The following is a 15,164-nucleotide window of genomic DNA, read 5'->3' as shown; positions in this document are numbered from 1 at the left end:
CAAAAAAATTATTTTGTCAGTAAACTTTTCGCAAATTAATCCGATAACACACCCAGCGATGCTTTTTATTAAAAGGAGTCAATATGGCTAGCATTTCCTCAGTAGGAGCCACATCTGGGATAGTGGAGCAACTTGAAGTCAAAGAAAGACAAAGTTTACAACCAGTAAAGCAGAAACAAAGCAGCTATAACGCTAAGCTAACTGGTTTTGGCACATTAAAAGGCAGTTTGGAAAAACTAAAGAGTGCATCCGAAGAACTCAAAAAATTCGATAAACTCAATACCACCAAAACAAGCGAAGATCATAAAACATTTACTCCTAGTACTGATTCCAAAGCCAGTCCGGGTAACTATGTTATTGAAGTTCAACAGCTTGCCAAGGCTCAGTCTTTGCAATCTAAGGCATTTCCTGATGTAAAAGCCCAATTAGGGGAACGAGGTAAAGGCACCCGTACCATTATTATCACTCAGCCAGGTGAAAAAAAAGCAGGTGAAAAAGAAGAGCCAATGCGCATTTCCCTGAAAGATAATGAAACTTCCCTGGTTGAAATCCGTGACGCCATTAATAAACAAGAAGGCAACGTTAATGCCAGCATTATCAAAGCAGAAGATGATAAAAACTATTTAATCCTGACCTCGAAAAAAGCGGGCACAAAATCAGTTATGACGATTGAGGTTCAGGGTGATGATACCCTGAATAATCTGCTGAACTACAAGTCTGACGACAAAGGTGGTGGCTCTGGTGCAATGAACCAAGTAGTAGAACCTGCTAATGCAAAATTAAAAGTCAATGGCATTGATATTGAACGCCAGACCAATGAAATAAAAGATGCACCAGAAGGCATTACCCTGAATCTGAAAAAAGTTTCAGAAAAAGAAGAAGTTGAAATCGGAGGCAAAACTGAAAAAAGAACAATACCAGAAACACTGGTGGTTTCCCGTGATATCGAGCCAATGAAAGAAGCAATCAAAAAGTGGGTTAATGCTTATAATGAAGTACAAACCACTTCTGCTTCACTGACAAAATTCAAGCCTGTTGCAAAAGGTGAAGCGGCGTCGAAAGATAATGGTGTTTTACTTGGTGACAGTACGTTAAGAGATATTCAAAGCCAACTAAGACAACAACTGATTGCAGCACAAAATGTTGCTGATATCGCTACCCTGAATAAATTGGGCATCAAACAAAAATTAGATGGTACGCTGGAAATCAGTAACGAAAAACTGGAAAAAAACCTGAAAGAGAAACCTGCCAACGTTAAGGCTTTCTTTATGGGTGATGGAGAAAAAACCGGCTTTGCAACCCAGACGTATAATTTATTGAAAAAAACGCTAGATAGCCATGTAGGGACTATCGCAACAGCAACCGAAGGTATCAATAAGAAACTGAGCACACTGAAAAGAGAAGAAGAACAGACCAACAGAAACATTGATGCCAGAATGGCGCGCCTTAAAAAACAATTTACAGCACTGGATAAATTTTCCACTTCAATGGATCAAGCTAGTTTATCCCTGGCCCAGCTTTTAAGATAAAAAAGGACACTAATGTATCAGCGTTCGGCAAGCCAATTATATGCTCAGGTAGATCTTGAGAGCGAAATTATGAATGCCTCTCCCTATCAGTTGATTCAGATATTGTTCAATGGGGCGCTCAGCGCCCTACGCCGTGCAATTATTCTGATGCAACAGGGCAATATCCCAGAGAAAGGTTTAGCTATTTCAAAGGCGATCAATATCATTGATAATGGTCTCAAAGAGGGGTTAGATTTCGAGAAAGGCGGCGAGATTGCTCAGAATCTTTTTGATTTATATGATTATATGGGTCGCCGTTTACTCCATGCCAATTTACGCAATGATGAGAAGGCCATTACCGAAGTGATTGATTTACTTACCGAGATTTCAGATTCTTGGCGGCAAATAGGTCCTCATTACAACGCCAGTCAGGATATTGTTTAATGAAAAATGATATGGATCTTTTGTCAGCTTACCAGCGGATCCTTAGTTTAAGTGAGCAAATGATTGATTTAGCCAGAAATGAAAAATGGGATGAACTTGTTGAGATGGAAATCACTTATCTGAAGGCAGTAGAAATGGTGACTTTAATATCGGAAAACTCAGACACACCATTTTCATTCCAGCAGCAATTGACCAAAATTTTGCAAACTGTCTTGGATAATGAAAAAGAGACTAAGAGATTGTTGCAAAAAAGGTTAAATGAACTCAGCGACCTGATTAAACAGGAAAGTTGTAAACAACTCTTACATGATACATACGGGCAGTTCCCTGTCAGCAACTATGAAATGGAGTTGACTACGACAGAATCAAAATAAATATAACAACGGCGACAGTAGTTCTATTTAAGAATAACACTGATTAATGGTGTCATTCATTTGCTTCATTTTAGGTGGTGTCAATTCGTCACCATCGCTTTTTTGATTAATCTAATTCGGCACTTTATTTTATTTATATTTTGCAAACAATCAAGATAACTTACATATAATCTTTTACAAAGAATTAACCAAAAAAATGATAACTGTGGCTTTTTAAAGCAATTAACAGGAGGTATTATCAATTTGAAGAACGGAGAATTAAAACAATTGGACATAAAACCTTTGCTACTGACTCAGCCAAAGATTTTAGGGAAAATAATGCAACGGGCTTTCCAGTACGTTCATTTGCGATAGTTCCATAACCTTTATGTAGTTCAAGCTTCTCCTGATAACTGCTGGTAGGAAATATCAAGCTTGAACTACTATACCTAAACTACTACAGCTATACTCACTGATAATACGACTCTTTGTACCACTCATTGATTATTATTTCTGCTTCTTTACTGTGAATCTGATATGGATGATTTTTATCATAAGATCCAATAAACCATATTGAAAACCCTTTAAAATAGGATTGGGGTTCCATTATTCTTCTATAAGCTCGCCAGCCATTAATTTGTATTTCTGTAGAGAATACATCTGAAGTCAATGGGTTCCATGGCGTTAGTAATCCAAATTCACATGCAGGAATATTAAACCCACCAAAATATACCGGTTTTTTCGTGGAACGATGCAACCGCCCAATTTGGTAAATAACATCCTGATTACGATTATAGACTGTCGTTGAGAACAGACCTTGTATTATTTCTTCATAAGATGGAACTTTCTTATCTGAAACTTCAAACCAGCTATCGATACTAACAATATCCACTCTTTTTAAATAAGGCCGATTTATCTTCTGTATAAATTTAGCTTCGTAGGAAGGATCCCAATCTGCGGTTACCCATGAATTCATCTGATATATAACGTTACCACTATATTGTTTACGGACAAAATCGATGACATCATTCCAATACCCTTCGGCATATTCCATATAAATAAAATTAGAAGCTATTTTTAATCCGTAAATATTATATTTGCTAGTTATTGAATCAAAGATATCTTGTAATACAACTGTTTTCCAATCCCAAAAAAAAGCATTAATATCACTTGGGTTCCATTCGGTTTCGCCAATAGTTCCTTGCTTAATAAATGGAAAAGGTTCAACGATAATTTTTATATCATGCTTTAATAATTCTTCAATCAAAATAATAGATTGTTGTTTTTGAGATTGATTCACTGTCACTTTAGAAGCAGTTACATCTGGGATATCTATTTGCACAGGGACATTTATTGCATTCAAATTAAACCGCTTCACATCTTCTAATATTTTTTCTATATTAATTACATCTCGTACCGTTATATTACCTGATTTTATCTTATTTTCTTTGACAGTATCTCTTTTCGTCAATTTTTGATAAAAGGAATTACTCATAATCACCTCTGATATTTAGCCAGTTTATTTAATCATGAACTTTATACTTTATCTTTTTTAAAGGTGAAATAATGGCATAAATTTACTTAAGGTAATATTTTTTATAAAACCATTTTTATTAATATCAGATATATTATTCATTAATTAAAAATTCAGTCATAAATAAAAAAGCATCTCAAACAATGTATTTTTACTCTTGTAAGATGCTTTCGTCTAAAATTAAAACATGGTCAACTAATTCTCTATACAAAAAAGGGAGATAGTTCTTTTATGAACACTAATTATATTCGCTAATTAAACCTGCATATTCATAACTTCGTGATACGCATTAACCAGCTTATTCCTTACCTGAATGCCCATTTGCAACGAAATACTCGCTTTTTGCATATTAACCATTACATCATTTAGCTCCACCCCCTGAACTCCCAGTGTGAAATCTTGTGTCTTCTTCTCTGCGCTCAAGCGTGTTTCGTTTATTTTTCCTACTGCGGCAGTGAGTTGGCTGGCAAAACCGCCCTGTACTGAAATAGGTTTGGCAATATTTGCTGCTTGTAATGCCTGAGTCTGCATCTGTTGCAGTACACCTTCAATTGCCTGAATTGACATAAAAACCTCTCGTTAAATCACCCTATTGATTACGTGATTAAGTGCCATATTAGCCGTGGGCTGGTTGGCAGTTTTCCACGCAGCCACCGTAACACAGCCCTTCCAAACTAAAGCGGGTAATTAAAGTAAAAATTCGAAGCTTATTGTGCCATTAAAAGAGGTGTGAACAGCGAATAATGATGGAATTAATAATAGGAAGAATCTTTTCGCTTGCGTATGGGGAGTCTGTTTTGTTACGCCACGCTTTTAGTATTCATGTTGACCAGCAAGGCAAGGATCGTCTATGAGTGCAGCAACAACCGACGTTGAAAACCAAAAAGGTTTCAACGCTATTATCAGCAGGATAAAAGCTGATCCAAAAGTTCCGTTATTAGTTGCTGGCTCTGCTGCCATCACTATCGTCGTCGCCCTGTTTCTCTGGTTGCGCAGTCCCGACTATCGGGTGCTTTACAGCAATCTGAGTGATAAGGATGGCGGCGAAATCGTTACGCAATTAACTCAAATGAACGTCCCTTATCGTTTTTCCGAAAATGGATCTGCTCTCATGATACCTACCGAAAAGGTGCATGAGACTCGCCTGAAACTGGCCCAGCAAGGACTGCCTAAAGGAGGAGCTGCGGGTTTCGAACTATTGGATAAAGAGAAATTCGGTATCAGTCAGTTCAGTGAGCAGGTAAATTACCAACGTGCGCTGGAAGGTGAGTTGGCTCGTACCGTGGAATCACTCGGCCCAGTTCAGAGCGCCCGGGTTCATCTGGCCTTGCCTAAGCCTTCTCTGTTTGTTCGTGAACAAAAATCGCCATCAGCTTCAGTAACCGTGGGATTGCTGCAAGGCCGTGTGCTGGACGAAGGACAAATCAACGCCATCGTACATATGGTTTCAAGCAGTGTTGCCGGCCTGCCAGCAGGTAATGTCACGATTGTGGATCAATCAGGACGTCTGCTAACGCAGAGCGATGCCACTGGCCGCGATTTAAATACAAATCAGCTGAAATATACGCAGGAAGTGGAAAATCGTTTCCAGCACCGCATTGAAACCATTCTGGCGCCTGTGGTTGGTCGTGGCAATGTACATGCGCAGGTAACAGCTCAAATTGATTTCTCTCGCCGCGAAGAAACAGCGGAAGAGTATAAACCGAATCAGCCACCAAATAAGGCTTCCATTCGCTCCAAACAGAGCAGTTCCAGCGAGCAAAGCGGCGGACCATTGGTGGGTGGTGTGCCGGGTGCATTGTCGAATCAGCCAAATGCTGCACCAAGAGCCCCGATTGAAAAACCGAATGCAAATGCCAAAGATAACGGTGACGAAAAATCTGGCCAGCAGCGCAATAAAGCTAACAATAACAACAGCTACGAGCGCACGGTAAGTAACAACCGCAATAACCGTTATGACGAACGCATCAACTATGAAGTGGATCGCACCATTCGCCATACCCAATTACAGGCTGGTGCAGTGGAACGTCTTTCAGTTGCTGTCGTAGTTAACTATGCCTCCGTTCAGGGGAAAAGTGGCCCTGAAACACAAGCACTGACACCAGAACAGCTTTCACAGATCGAGGCTCTGACCCGTGAAGCTATGGGCTTCTCTGCTGACCGCGGCGATAGTCTGAATGTGGTTAACACACCATTCAATAACGCAGCCGAAACGTTAGAACCTCTGCCATTCTGGCAGCACCCTGTCCTGCTGGAAAAACTGTTGGAAGCAGGCCGTTGGTTACTGTTGGCTCTGGTTGCATGGTTACTGTGGCGCAAAATGATCGTGCCACAAATCGCCAAAAAACGTGCTGCGGAAAAAGCCGCATTGGAAGCGCAGAAAAAACAGCATAAACCGCAAACAGAAGTCAATGCTGAAATGGACGAAAAAATGCGCCGTCAGCTGTCTCGCCAACGTGTCAATGCTGAGCTTCAAAGCCAGCGTATCCGTGAACTTGCAGAAAAAGATCCTCGCGTCGTCGCGCTGGTGATCCGTCAATGGATGAGTAACGAACAATGAGCCTGACCGGAACAGAAAGAAGTGCCGTCATGTTAATGACCCTGGGAGAAGATCAGGCGGCCGAGGTGTTCAAGCACCTGAATTCCCGGGAAGTACAACAACTGAGTATTGTCATGGCGGGGATGAGACAAGTCTCCAATCAGCAACTGGTTGACGTGCTGGCAGAGTTTGAAGAAGATGCGGGGCAGTATACTGCCCTTAGCATCAACGCCAACGACTATCTGCGCAGCGTACTGATCAAAGCATTAGGTGAAGAACGGGCTTCCAGCTTGCTTGAGGATATTCTTGAGTCCCGTGATACCACAACGGGTATAGAAACCCTCAACTTTATGGAGCCGCAGATGGCGACCGATATGATCCGCGATGAACATCCGCAGATCATTGCCACCATTTTGGTTCATCTGAGCCGTGGTCAGGCAGCCGATATTCTTGCCCTGTTGGATGATCGCCTGCGCAACGATGTAATGCTGCGTATTGCCACTTTTGGCGGTGTACAGCCATCCGCCCTGGCGGAATTGACAGAAGTGCTGAACAACCTATTGGACGGTCAGAACCTGAAACGCAGCAAAATGGGTGGTGTTCGTACTGCGGCAGAAATCATCAACTTGATGAAAAGCCAACAGGAAGAAAGTGTCATTGATGCGGTTCGTACCTACGATGGTGAACTGGCACAGAAAATCATTGATGAAATGTTTCTGTTCGAAAATCTTATCGGCGTGGACGATCGCAGTATCCAACGCCTGTTGCAAGAAATTACAACCGACTCCTTGCTGGTGGCATTGAAAGGCTGCGATCAGGCATTGCGCGATCACTTCCTCAACAATATGTCACAACGTGCTGCTGAAATCATGCGTGATGATTTGGCAACGCGTGGTCCTGTACGTATGTCCCAAGTGGAAGCTGAACAGAAAGCCATTCTGCTTATTGTTCGTCGTCTGGCAGAAAATGGCGAAATGATCCTAAATGGTGGTGACGATACCTATGTCTGATAAGTCGAATAATGGAAACTGGCGGCCGTGGCAACCGGGCGAACTGACTCAGTGGGAAACGCTGCGAGCAAAACTGGAACCCATGGATGAGGAACAGGAGCCAAGCGAACAGGATCGGCTGCTGGAACAAGCAAGAATATTGGACGGGCTGAAAGAACAAGCTCGTCAGGCTGGTCATGCGCAGGGCTTTGCAGAAGGACAGGTGCAGGGTTATGAACAAGGGGTTCAGGAAGGCCGGCAAGCAGGACTGGAACAAGGTTTGCAGGAAGCCCAACAACAACAGCAAGTTGTTATCGAACAGTGGAAAACCTTGCTAACGGATTTTAGCCATTCAATGGATGGATTGGATACCGTTATTGCTTCCCGCCTGATGCAACTTTCATTGACCGCTGCCCACCATATTCTGGGGCAGCCCGCTGTATGTGATGGCACTGCCCTGTTGAATCAGATCCGCGAATTTATCCAGCAAGAACCTATGTTCAGCGGAAAACCACAATTACGTGTTCATCCACAAAACATTCCTCTGGTTGAGCAGCAACTGGGGGAACTTTTGGCACTGCACGGCTGGCGCTTGATTGCCGATAACAAACTGCATCCGGGCGGTTGTAAAATCAGTGCCGATGAAAGCGATATGGACGCCAGTTTAGCAACCCGCTGGTATGAAATGTGCCGTCTGGCAGCACCGGGAGAATTGTGATGACAACAAGACTTGGTCGCTGGCTGGCAACCTTGGATTCATTAGAAAAGCGTCTGGAAAAAACACCGAAAGTACGCCGCTATGGACGCCTGACCCGCGCCACAGGCTTGGTGCTGGAAGCCACTGGCTTGCATATGCCCCTCGGTGCCACCTGTCTGATCGAGCGTCAAAATGGCAGTATCATTGAAGAAGTTGAAAGCGAAGTCGTCGGCTTCAATGGCGAAAAATTGTTGTTAATGCCACTGGAAGAACTGGAAGGCATTGTACCGGGTGCACGCGTCTATGCCCGTTCTTATGGTGAAGATGCTGGTGGCGGACGCCGCTTGCCTCTCGGGCCAGAATTACTTGGCAGGGTTCTGGATGGTGCAGGGCGCCCCCTTGATGGTTTACCTGCCCCTGATACTGGCTATCGCGCTTCCCTGACAACACCCCCACTCAATCCCCTGCAAAGAACGCCCATCAGCAGTGTGTTGGATGTTGGCGTCCGTGCCATTAATGCCCTGCTGACCGTGGGACGTGGACAACGCATGGGATTATTTGCTGGCTCAGGGGTCGGTAAAAGTGTGTTGCTTGGCATGATGGCGCGTTATACCCAAGCAGATGTGATCGTTGTGGGATTGATTGGTGAACGTGGTCGTGAAGTTAAAGACTTCATCGAAAACATCTTGGGTACAGAAGGATTATCACGCTCTGTCGTCGTCGCCGCTCCTGCCGATATTTCACCGTTGCTGAGAATGCAAGGAGCCTCTTATGCGACCCGCATCGCTGAAGATTTTCGTGATCGGGGTAAACATGTTCTGCTGATCATGGATTCCCTGACCCGTTACAGCATGGCTCAGCGTGAAATTGCACTGGCTATCGGTGAACCCCCGGCAACTAAAGGTTATCCCCCTTCTGTGTTTGCCAAGTTGCCGGCATTGGTGGAAAGAGCAGGTAATGGTGTCAGTGATGGCGGTTCCATTACTGCATTTTATACCGTGCTGACAGAAGGTGATGACCAGCAAGATCCGATTGCCGATTCTGCACGTGCCATCCTGGATGGTCATATCGTGTTATCACGTTCATTGGCGGAATCAGGTCATTATCCTGCGATTGATATCGAAGCCTCCATCAGTCGTGCCATGACTGCGCTGATCGACAATACCCATTATCGGCGGGTACAACATTTCAAACAGTTGCTTTCCAGTTATCAGCGCAACCGAGATTTGATCAACGTTGGTGCATATGCTGCGGGCAGTGATCCCCTACTTGACAAGGCGATTCAGCTTTATCCACATATAGCTCAATTTCTGCAACAAGGCATTGACGAACGTAGCGAGTACGGGCCGGCCTGTTCTCAGCTTCAACAGTTATTACCGACATAATAATTGCCGATATAACTTTTTTCGATATAACCTTACTATTGATGTAATTCAGTAACGCTTATGTCTGTTTGGTGATTAAAACGAGGAAATACATGCAACAACACTCCCCTCTCGTGACTTTGCGTGAACTTGCCCAAGATGCGGCAGAAAAAGCCGCATCGCAACTTGCAAAAACTCGGCAAAGTCACCAGCAAATGGAGCAACAACTCACGGCGTTAATGAATTATCAGGATGAATATCGTACCCGTTTGAATGACACACTCAGCAGCGGTATGTCCTGCTCGACTTGGCAAAATTATCAGCAGTTTATGAAAACGCTGGAAATGGCAATTGAACAGCACAAATTACAGCTCAATCAATGGAAAAAACGTCTTGAGCAAGCCATATCACAATGGCAGGAAAAACAACAACGTCTGAATGCCTTCGACACACTGCAACAGCGGGCAGAGCATAATTTGAAGTTACACCAAAATCGCATGGAGCAAAAACAAATGGACGAGTACGCACAACGTGGTGCACAATGGAGAATGAAACAATGAATCTCACTCTTTTGCCTACTGATTTAAAACCCACGGACAAAGGCCCAGACAAAAGTCAGGCAGTTTTGAATAATTCCGTGATCGATAACCATTCTTCTCAATTTGGGCAACTTCTCAATGCAGAAACAGCCTCTATACGGAAAACCACCGTTCAGGCCGGTGTTCAGGCGGATGTTCAGGCAGATAGAAATAGTCAGGCAAATCAAAATAACCTGAAAGAGGGAAAATCTACCTCTGATAAAACAGCAGAAAACAGGTCGCTATTGACATCAGCATCAAATAACACAGTGATTGAAGGTAGATCACAACTGGAAACAGAGCAGCAAGAAAATAGTGCTGAATTTGCTGTATTGAAAGATGAAGATCTCTTATCAGCCGAAGCATTAAGCGCAGCAATACCAATCCAGCTTGTGGGACTACTCGCCCCACATGCAAACTCTATCACTCTTCCGGAAGATACTGATGGATTTATGGGCAATGTATCATTGGAAAATTCGTTGTTGGAAAATGCATTGCAGGAAAACGAATCATTAAAAAATAAGTTGCAGGAAAACGAATCATTAAAAAATAAGTTGCAGGATGGTGAAAGCAGCGCTGTAAATGTAATGCTGGGCAAAAGTGCCAAAAATAGCAAATTAACTGACACTGAACTGCAAGATGAAGGCATTCAGCTTTTGGCTAAACAGGGAACGTCTCTGAGTAATAAAGCCGAGGGTTCAGCTAATCTTCAATCTGGATGGACTCCGAACGCTGGACAAACCAAACTTGCGGTTACTAATGCGACTAATAATAGCAATGGTAAGACTGAGTCTGGTAATGCTCCCCTCAAAGGTGCAGCTCCAAGCAGCAAAGAGTCGAATCTGCTCCAGATGGCAATTCAGGCAGCACCTGCATTGACGGCTCCTCCTATGGCAGAAGCAGTGTCTATTGACTCACCTGCGCTATTGGCAACCTCTCCCCTACTTTCAGCCGGCCAGCATTCAACAGGGCAATTTCAATTGAACAGCACAACTGCACCTCTATTGAATGCCCATCTTGGCAGCGAAGAGTGGCAGCAACAACTCAACCAGCATGTACTGTTCTTTAACCGCAATGGTCTGCAACAGGCAGAACTTAGCTTACATCCTCAGGAATTGGGTGCGCTGCACATTCGTATGAGCGTTGAAGACAATCAAGCACAGTTGCATTTTGTTTCCGCCCATCAGAATGTTCGTGCAGCTCTGGAAGCTGCTTTGCCGGGGTTACGCCATGCACTGGCTGAAAATGGCATTCAATTGGCACAAAGCAGTGTCAACAATGATGCTCAGGGAAATGGGCAATCAGAGCACCACGCGAATAATCACGCCAATAACCCGAACAATAATCCCAATTCCCATGCTGAGAATCAAAATCATGGTTTAGCGGCTGCAACAGGGAGCACGACCTCCCATACATCAGCTATCAGTATAACACCTCAACAACTCGCCTCGACCCGGGGAGGTGTTGATACCTTTGCCTAATTATCCAGCTAATTATTCGCCTAATTTCATGATGCACTGTAATAAAAAGAAAAAGGGCCGATAACAAACGAGTGAGTTAATAGTTTTTTCCTCGTTTGTTCCAGCCATTGCCGGAACAAAGACGCGGGATAATTGATATCGAATTTGATGGATAAGGGTTCCGCCATGGAATGCGCGGAAACTTATTCGCAACGGAAAACAGGAATTTGTCTGTCCATGTCTGATTATAGCTACGAGCATAAACGCACAAATCCAATTTGGATAATAATGTTAATACTGATTGCTGTTCTTGGTGCTGCCATTGGAGGGTACAGCTGGTGGGTAATGAGCCAGTCAGCCAATAACAGTACAGAGAAAGCTAATGTTATTGATACACCAGTATTTATGGCCTTGGAGCCTTTTACTGTCAATTTGATCGACAACGAAGAGCATTTCGATCGTGTTTTATATGTTGGCGTCACATTGCGTTTGTCTGACCAAAAAACCCGTCAGCGCCTCCATGATTATCTGCCAGAAGTTCGTAGCCGCATGCTGCTGCTGTTATCTCGCCAGAAAGCCACTGCTCTGGCAAAAGATGACGGCAAGATGCATTTAATGGCAGATATCAAACAGACACTACACCCGACACTAATACCCGGTGAACCTGATCAGGAAATCGCCGATGTATTTTTTACCACGTTTATTCTGCGATAATCACTATGAGTGACAATATTCTTTCACAAGCAGAGATTGATGCTCTGCTCAATGGTGACAGTGCCTCTGCTGATGACGTAGAACAAACTGCGTCTGGGGAAAATGAGGTTCGCCCTTACGATCCCAATACACAACGTCGTGTTGTGCGCGAACGTTTGCAGTCACTGGAAATCATCAATGAACGTTTTGCCCGCCAATTCAGGATGGGGCTGTTTAACATGCTGCGCCGCAGTCCGGATATCACGGTCGGTGCCATAAAAGTCCAGCCTTACCACGAATTTGCCCGCAATTTGGCTGTGCCAACCAATCTCAATCTGGTTCATCTGAAACCATTGAGGGGAACCGCACTATTTGCTTTCGAGCCAAGCTTAGTCTATATCGCTGTTGATAACCTGTTCGGGGGAGATGGCCGTTTTCCAACCAAAGTGGAAGGCCGTGAATTTACTTATACCGAACAGCGGATTATCAACCGGATGCTGAAACTGGCGCTGGATGCCTATCGTGATTCATGGGATTCCATCTTTAAACTTGACGTGGAATACGTGCGTTCCGAGACGCAAATAAAGTTCACCAATATCACCACTTCGCCGAACGACATCGTGGTTACCACACCGTTCCAAGTGGAGATCGGTGCATTGACCGGGGAATTCAATATTTGTATTCCATTCGCCATGATCGAACCCCTGCGCGAACGTCTGACCAATCCCCCTGTGGAAAATGCGCGTCAGGAAGATAGCCAGTGGCGTGAAACTTTGGTGAAACAAGTTCAACATTCAGAATTAGAACTGGTGGCGAATTTTGTTGATATCCCCCTGCGGCTGTCAAAGATCCTTGAACTGAAAAGTGGCGATGTCCTGCCGATTGAAAAACCTGAACGCCTAATCGTTCACGTTGACGGTGTGCCTGTGCTCACCAGTCAATATGGAACACTGAACGGGCAATATGCCCTGCGTGTTGAACACCTGATTAACCCTGTTTTAACTGCTCTGGATGAGGAAAAGCCCAATGAGTGATGCTAAACAACCCACAGATACCAGATTGACTGAAGATATGTGGGCAGAAGCGCTGGAACAACAGGCCGCACAGCAAACCTCTGACGGCGGCGCGTCAATATTTGAGAATCTGGAAGCGCAGGATGCGTTAGCCCAACTCTCCGACATTGATTTGATCATGGATATTCCCGTTAAGCTCTCTGTGGAGCTAGGACGCACCAAAATGACCATCAAACAACTGTTGAGACTGTCACAAGGCTCAGTGGTTCCCCTTGATGGACTGGCGGGTGAGCCATTGGATATTCTGATTAATGGTTATTTGATCGCACAGGGAGAAGTGGTCGTCGTATCCGATAAATACGGTATCCGTATCACCGATATCATCACTCCTTCTGAGCGTATGCGTCGCTTGAGTCGTTAACCATGATGGCGAACCAGCCTTCCGTTCATACTTCTTTTCAACATGGTGCGGCATCAGATGCCGCACCTGTTAATACAATAGCCGGCAATAGTGCCCCCCTCCCCGCCAGCCAAACACTGATGCAAATCAGCAGTGCACTGGGTGGTATTTTATTGTTGATTTTCTTCATGACATGGCTAATTCGCCGTTTGGGTTTTTCACCGGCCAAAAGCAAAAATCATCGTTTGCTGAACGTTAAGGCAAGTTGCTCCCTCGGACCGAAAGAGCGGGTCGTTGTCGTAGAAATCGAAGATAACTGGCTGGTCTTGGGAGTCACATCTCAACAGATCAACATGCTGCATCAAATGCCTGTACCACCTGATAGTGCGGAAAAGGGAACCGCGATGAAGTCTTTGCCATTTAGTCAAATGCTAAAAAATACACTCCAGCGAAAAAACAAGAATAACAAGGACGATGATGAGAAATAGAGTTTTTTTTATGGCAGTCAACCGAATGACAGGCAAGAAATTTGTCTCATGGCTTTATCAAATACGTTTGACAACTCTGTTTATGGCGCTTTTGCTGCCGCTGTTCCCTATGAACGCGGCTGCTGAGTTGCCTGGCATCATAAGCCAACCCCTGGCCAATGGCGGACAAAGTTGGTCATTGCCTGTTCAAACCTTGATTTTCATCACGGCATTGGGGTTTATCCCTGCCGCTCTGCTAATGATGACCAGCTTTACCCGCATCATCATTGTACTCGGCTTGCTGCGCAATGCATTGGGAACACCTTCAGCTCCGCCTAACCAAGTTATGCTGGGTTTGGCACTGTTTATGACTTTTTTCATCATGGCGCCGGCATTCGATGATGTCTATAAAAACGCCTACCTGCCCTATAGCAAAGATGACATCACTCTGGAAGTCGCGCTGGATAACGGTGCCAAGCCTCTGCGCCAATTCATGCTGCGTCAGACAAGAGAAAATGATCTGGCGCTATTTGCCCGTCTTGCAGATCAGGAAGCATTTGAAACTGCGGATTCTGTTCCAATGCGCGTACTCGTTCCCGCGTTTATTACCAGTGAATTGAAAACTGCGTTCCAGATTGGTTTTACGCTCTTTATTCCGTTCTTGATCATCGATCTGGTTGTTGCCAGTGTTTTGATGGCATTGGGGATGATGATGGTTCCACCAGCTACCATATCACTACCGTTCAAACTCATGCTGTTTGTCTTGGTAGATGGCTGGCAATTATTGCTTGGCTCGCTGGCGCAAAGCTTTTATATCTAAAGCTTTTATATCTAAACAATGGCTTGAGAAAATTATGACTCCAGAATCGATAATGGCCCTTGGTGTTGAGGCAATGAAAGTGGCGTTGGCTCTGGCTGCACCACTCCTTTTGTCTGCCTTGGTTTGTGGCTTGATCATCAGCTTATTACAGGCGGCAACTCAGGTAAACGAAATGACCTTATCGTTTATTCCGAAAATTTTGGCCGTCGTCACTACTATCATCATCGCCGGGCCATGGATGCTAAACTTACTGCTGGATTACATGCGCGCCTTGTTTACTAGCATTCCGCATATTATCGGTTAAT

17 protein-coding genes are annotated in these 15,164 nt (G+C 44.3%); 15 read left to right on the top strand and 2 right to left on the bottom strand.

Annotated elements, in window-relative coordinates:
- The first annotated feature begins 83 nt into the window (after positions 1-83).
- Genes fliD through fliT form a run of 3 tightly spaced genes read left to right on the top strand, consistent with a single transcriptional unit; the run spans position 84 to position 2,326 of the window.
- Positions 84-1,529, top strand: a complete 1,446-nt coding sequence (fliD, locus tag PSI23_RS05785) for a flagellar filament capping protein FliD (RefSeq protein WP_273554193.1) — start codon at positions 84-86, stop codon at positions 1,527-1,529.
- A 12-nt stretch (positions 1,530-1,541) separates the two neighbouring features.
- Entirely contained in the window at positions 1,542-1,952 is a 411-nt protein-coding gene (gene fliS / locus PSI23_RS05780) for a flagellar export chaperone FliS (protein WP_086108269.1), read from the top strand.
- Positions 1,952-2,326, top strand: a complete 375-nt coding sequence (gene fliT / locus PSI23_RS05775) for a flagella biosynthesis regulatory protein FliT (protein WP_273554192.1) — start codon at positions 1,952-1,954, stop codon at positions 2,324-2,326. The genes fliS and fliT overlap by 1 nt, the downstream gene beginning before the upstream one ends.
- Positions 2,327-2,774: 448 nt before the next feature.
- Here fliT and PSI23_RS05765 read toward each other — a convergent pair whose 3' ends face one another.
- Together PSI23_RS05765 and fliE are read right to left on the bottom strand one after the other, a co-directional pair.
- Positions 2,775-3,800, bottom strand: coding sequence for a glycoside hydrolase family 113 (locus PSI23_RS05765; RefSeq protein WP_273554191.1), 1,026 nt, complete (start codon positions 3,798-3,800; stop codon positions 2,775-2,777).
- 294 nt (positions 3,801-4,094) lie between these two features.
- Positions 4,095-4,406 carry a flagellar hook-basal body complex protein FliE gene (fliE, locus tag PSI23_RS05760; protein WP_273554190.1) on the bottom strand — a complete coding sequence of 104 codons (312 nt, stop codon included), beginning with the start codon at positions 4,404-4,406 and terminating at the stop codon, positions 4,095-4,097.
- A 283-nt stretch (positions 4,407-4,689) separates the two neighbouring features.
- Here fliE and fliF point away from each other — a divergent pair, with 283 nt between their 5' ends.
- The 12 genes from fliF to fliQ all read left to right on the top strand — a co-directional run bounded on the left by fliF (position 4,690) and on the right by fliQ (position 15,163).
- Positions 4,690-6,399, top strand: a complete 1,710-nt coding sequence (gene fliF, locus PSI23_RS05755) for a flagellar basal-body MS-ring/collar protein FliF (RefSeq protein WP_273554189.1) — start codon at positions 4,690-4,692, stop codon at positions 6,397-6,399.
- Entirely contained in the window at positions 6,396-7,388 is a 993-nt protein-coding gene (gene fliG / locus PSI23_RS05750; protein WP_273554188.1) for a flagellar motor switch protein FliG, read from the top strand. The genes fliF and fliG overlap by 4 nt, the downstream gene beginning before the upstream one ends.
- A complete protein-coding gene (gene fliH, locus PSI23_RS05745; RefSeq protein WP_273554187.1) occupies positions 7,381-8,085 on the top strand; it encodes a flagellar assembly protein FliH in 705 nt (234 codons plus the stop codon). The genes fliG and fliH overlap by 8 nt, the downstream gene beginning before the upstream one ends.
- Entirely contained in the window at positions 8,085-9,449 is a 1,365-nt protein-coding gene (gene fliI, locus PSI23_RS05740; protein ID WP_273554186.1) for a flagellar protein export ATPase FliI, read from the top strand. The genes fliH and fliI overlap by 1 nt, the downstream gene beginning before the upstream one ends.
- Positions 9,450-9,541: 92 nt before the next feature.
- Complete coding sequence (gene fliJ / locus PSI23_RS05735) at positions 9,542-9,988, top strand: flagellar export protein FliJ (protein WP_273554185.1); 447 nt, start codon at positions 9,542-9,544, stop codon at positions 9,986-9,988.
- Complete coding sequence (locus PSI23_RS05730) at positions 9,985-11,487, top strand: flagellar hook-length control protein FliK (protein ID WP_273554184.1); 1,503 nt, start codon at positions 9,985-9,987, stop codon at positions 11,485-11,487. Before fliJ ends, PSI23_RS05730 begins: the two co-directional genes overlap by 4 nt.
- 216 nt (positions 11,488-11,703) lie before the next feature.
- Positions 11,704-12,180, top strand: a complete 477-nt coding sequence (fliL, locus tag PSI23_RS05725) for a flagellar basal body-associated protein FliL (protein ID WP_273554183.1) — start codon at positions 11,704-11,706, stop codon at positions 12,178-12,180.
- 5 nt (positions 12,181-12,185) lie between these two features.
- On the top strand, positions 12,186-13,193 hold the full coding sequence (gene fliM / locus PSI23_RS05720; RefSeq protein WP_092519025.1) for a flagellar motor switch protein FliM: 1,008 nt from the start codon (positions 12,186-12,188) through the stop codon (positions 13,191-13,193).
- Complete coding sequence (gene fliN, locus PSI23_RS05715) at positions 13,186-13,593, top strand: flagellar motor switch protein FliN (protein ID WP_273554182.1); 408 nt, start codon at positions 13,186-13,188, stop codon at positions 13,591-13,593. Before fliM ends, fliN begins: the two co-directional genes overlap by 8 nt.
- Before the next feature lie 2 nt (positions 13,594-13,595).
- A complete protein-coding gene (gene fliO, locus PSI23_RS05710) occupies positions 13,596-14,060 on the top strand; it encodes a flagellar biosynthetic protein FliO (RefSeq protein WP_273554181.1) in 465 nt (154 codons plus the stop codon).
- Between the two features lie 82 nt (positions 14,061-14,142).
- Positions 14,143-14,859 carry a flagellar type III secretion system pore protein FliP gene (fliP, locus tag PSI23_RS05705; protein ID WP_370688845.1) on the top strand — a complete coding sequence of 239 codons (717 nt, stop codon included), beginning with the start codon at positions 14,143-14,145 and terminating at the stop codon, positions 14,857-14,859.
- Positions 14,860-14,893: 34 nt separating this feature from the next.
- The gene (gene fliQ / locus PSI23_RS05700; protein ID WP_086108283.1) at positions 14,894-15,163 is read left to right on the top strand and encodes a flagellar biosynthesis protein FliQ; all 270 of its coding nucleotides are present in this window, start codon (positions 14,894-14,896) and stop codon (positions 15,161-15,163) included.
- The last annotated feature ends 1 nt before the right edge of the window (position 15,164 follow it).

This window comes from Xenorhabdus yunnanensis (assembly GCF_028598805.1).
GTDB classification, from domain to species: domain Bacteria; phylum Pseudomonadota; class Gammaproteobacteria; order Enterobacterales; family Enterobacteriaceae; genus Xenorhabdus; species Xenorhabdus yunnanensis.
Note: the sequence above shows the minus strand (reverse complement) of the source record. Positions and strands in the feature narration are given on the sequence as shown.

Bases quoted from the DNA above. Each gene is read 5' to 3' on its own strand.
- fliL (WP_273554183.1), top strand. From the start codon at position 11,704: ATGTCTGATTATAGCTACGAGCATAAACGCACAAATCCAATTTGGATA.
- fliM (WP_092519025.1), top strand. From the start codon at position 12,186: ATGAGTGACAATATTCTTTCACAAGCAGAGATTGATGCTCTGCTCAAT.
- fliI (WP_273554186.1), top strand. From the start codon at position 8,085: ATGACAACAAGACTTGGTCGCTGGCTGGCAACCTTGGATTCATTAGAA.
- fliN (WP_273554182.1), top strand. From the start codon at position 13,186: ATGAGTGATGCTAAACAACCCACAGATACCAGATTGACTGAAGATATG.
- fliH (WP_273554187.1), top strand. From the start codon at position 7,381: ATGTCTGATAAGTCGAATAATGGAAACTGGCGGCCGTGGCAACCGGGC.
- PSI23_RS05765 (WP_273554191.1), bottom strand. From the start codon at position 3,800: ATGAGTAATTCCTTTTATCAAAAATTGACGAAAAGAGATACTGTCAAA.
- fliT (WP_273554192.1), top strand. From the start codon at position 1,952: ATGAAAAATGATATGGATCTTTTGTCAGCTTACCAGCGGATCCTTAGT.
- fliE (WP_273554190.1), bottom strand. From the start codon at position 4,406: ATGTCAATTCAGGCAATTGAAGGTGTACTGCAACAGATGCAGACTCAG.
- fliP (WP_370688845.1), top strand. From the start codon at position 14,143: ATGGCGCTTTTGCTGCCGCTGTTCCCTATGAACGCGGCTGCTGAGTTG.
- fliO (WP_273554181.1), top strand. From the start codon at position 13,596: ATGATGGCGAACCAGCCTTCCGTTCATACTTCTTTTCAACATGGTGCG.
- fliJ (WP_273554185.1), top strand. From the start codon at position 9,542: ATGCAACAACACTCCCCTCTCGTGACTTTGCGTGAACTTGCCCAAGAT.
- fliQ (WP_086108283.1), top strand. From the start codon at position 14,894: ATGACTCCAGAATCGATAATGGCCCTTGGTGTTGAGGCAATGAAAGTG.
- fliS (WP_086108269.1), top strand. From the start codon at position 1,542: ATGTATCAGCGTTCGGCAAGCCAATTATATGCTCAGGTAGATCTTGAG.
- fliF (WP_273554189.1), top strand. From the start codon at position 4,690: ATGAGTGCAGCAACAACCGACGTTGAAAACCAAAAAGGTTTCAACGCT.
- PSI23_RS05730 (WP_273554184.1), top strand. From the start codon at position 9,985: ATGAATCTCACTCTTTTGCCTACTGATTTAAAACCCACGGACAAAGGC.
- fliG (WP_273554188.1), top strand. From the start codon at position 6,396: ATGAGCCTGACCGGAACAGAAAGAAGTGCCGTCATGTTAATGACCCTG.
- fliD (WP_273554193.1), top strand. From the start codon at position 84: ATGGCTAGCATTTCCTCAGTAGGAGCCACATCTGGGATAGTGGAGCAA.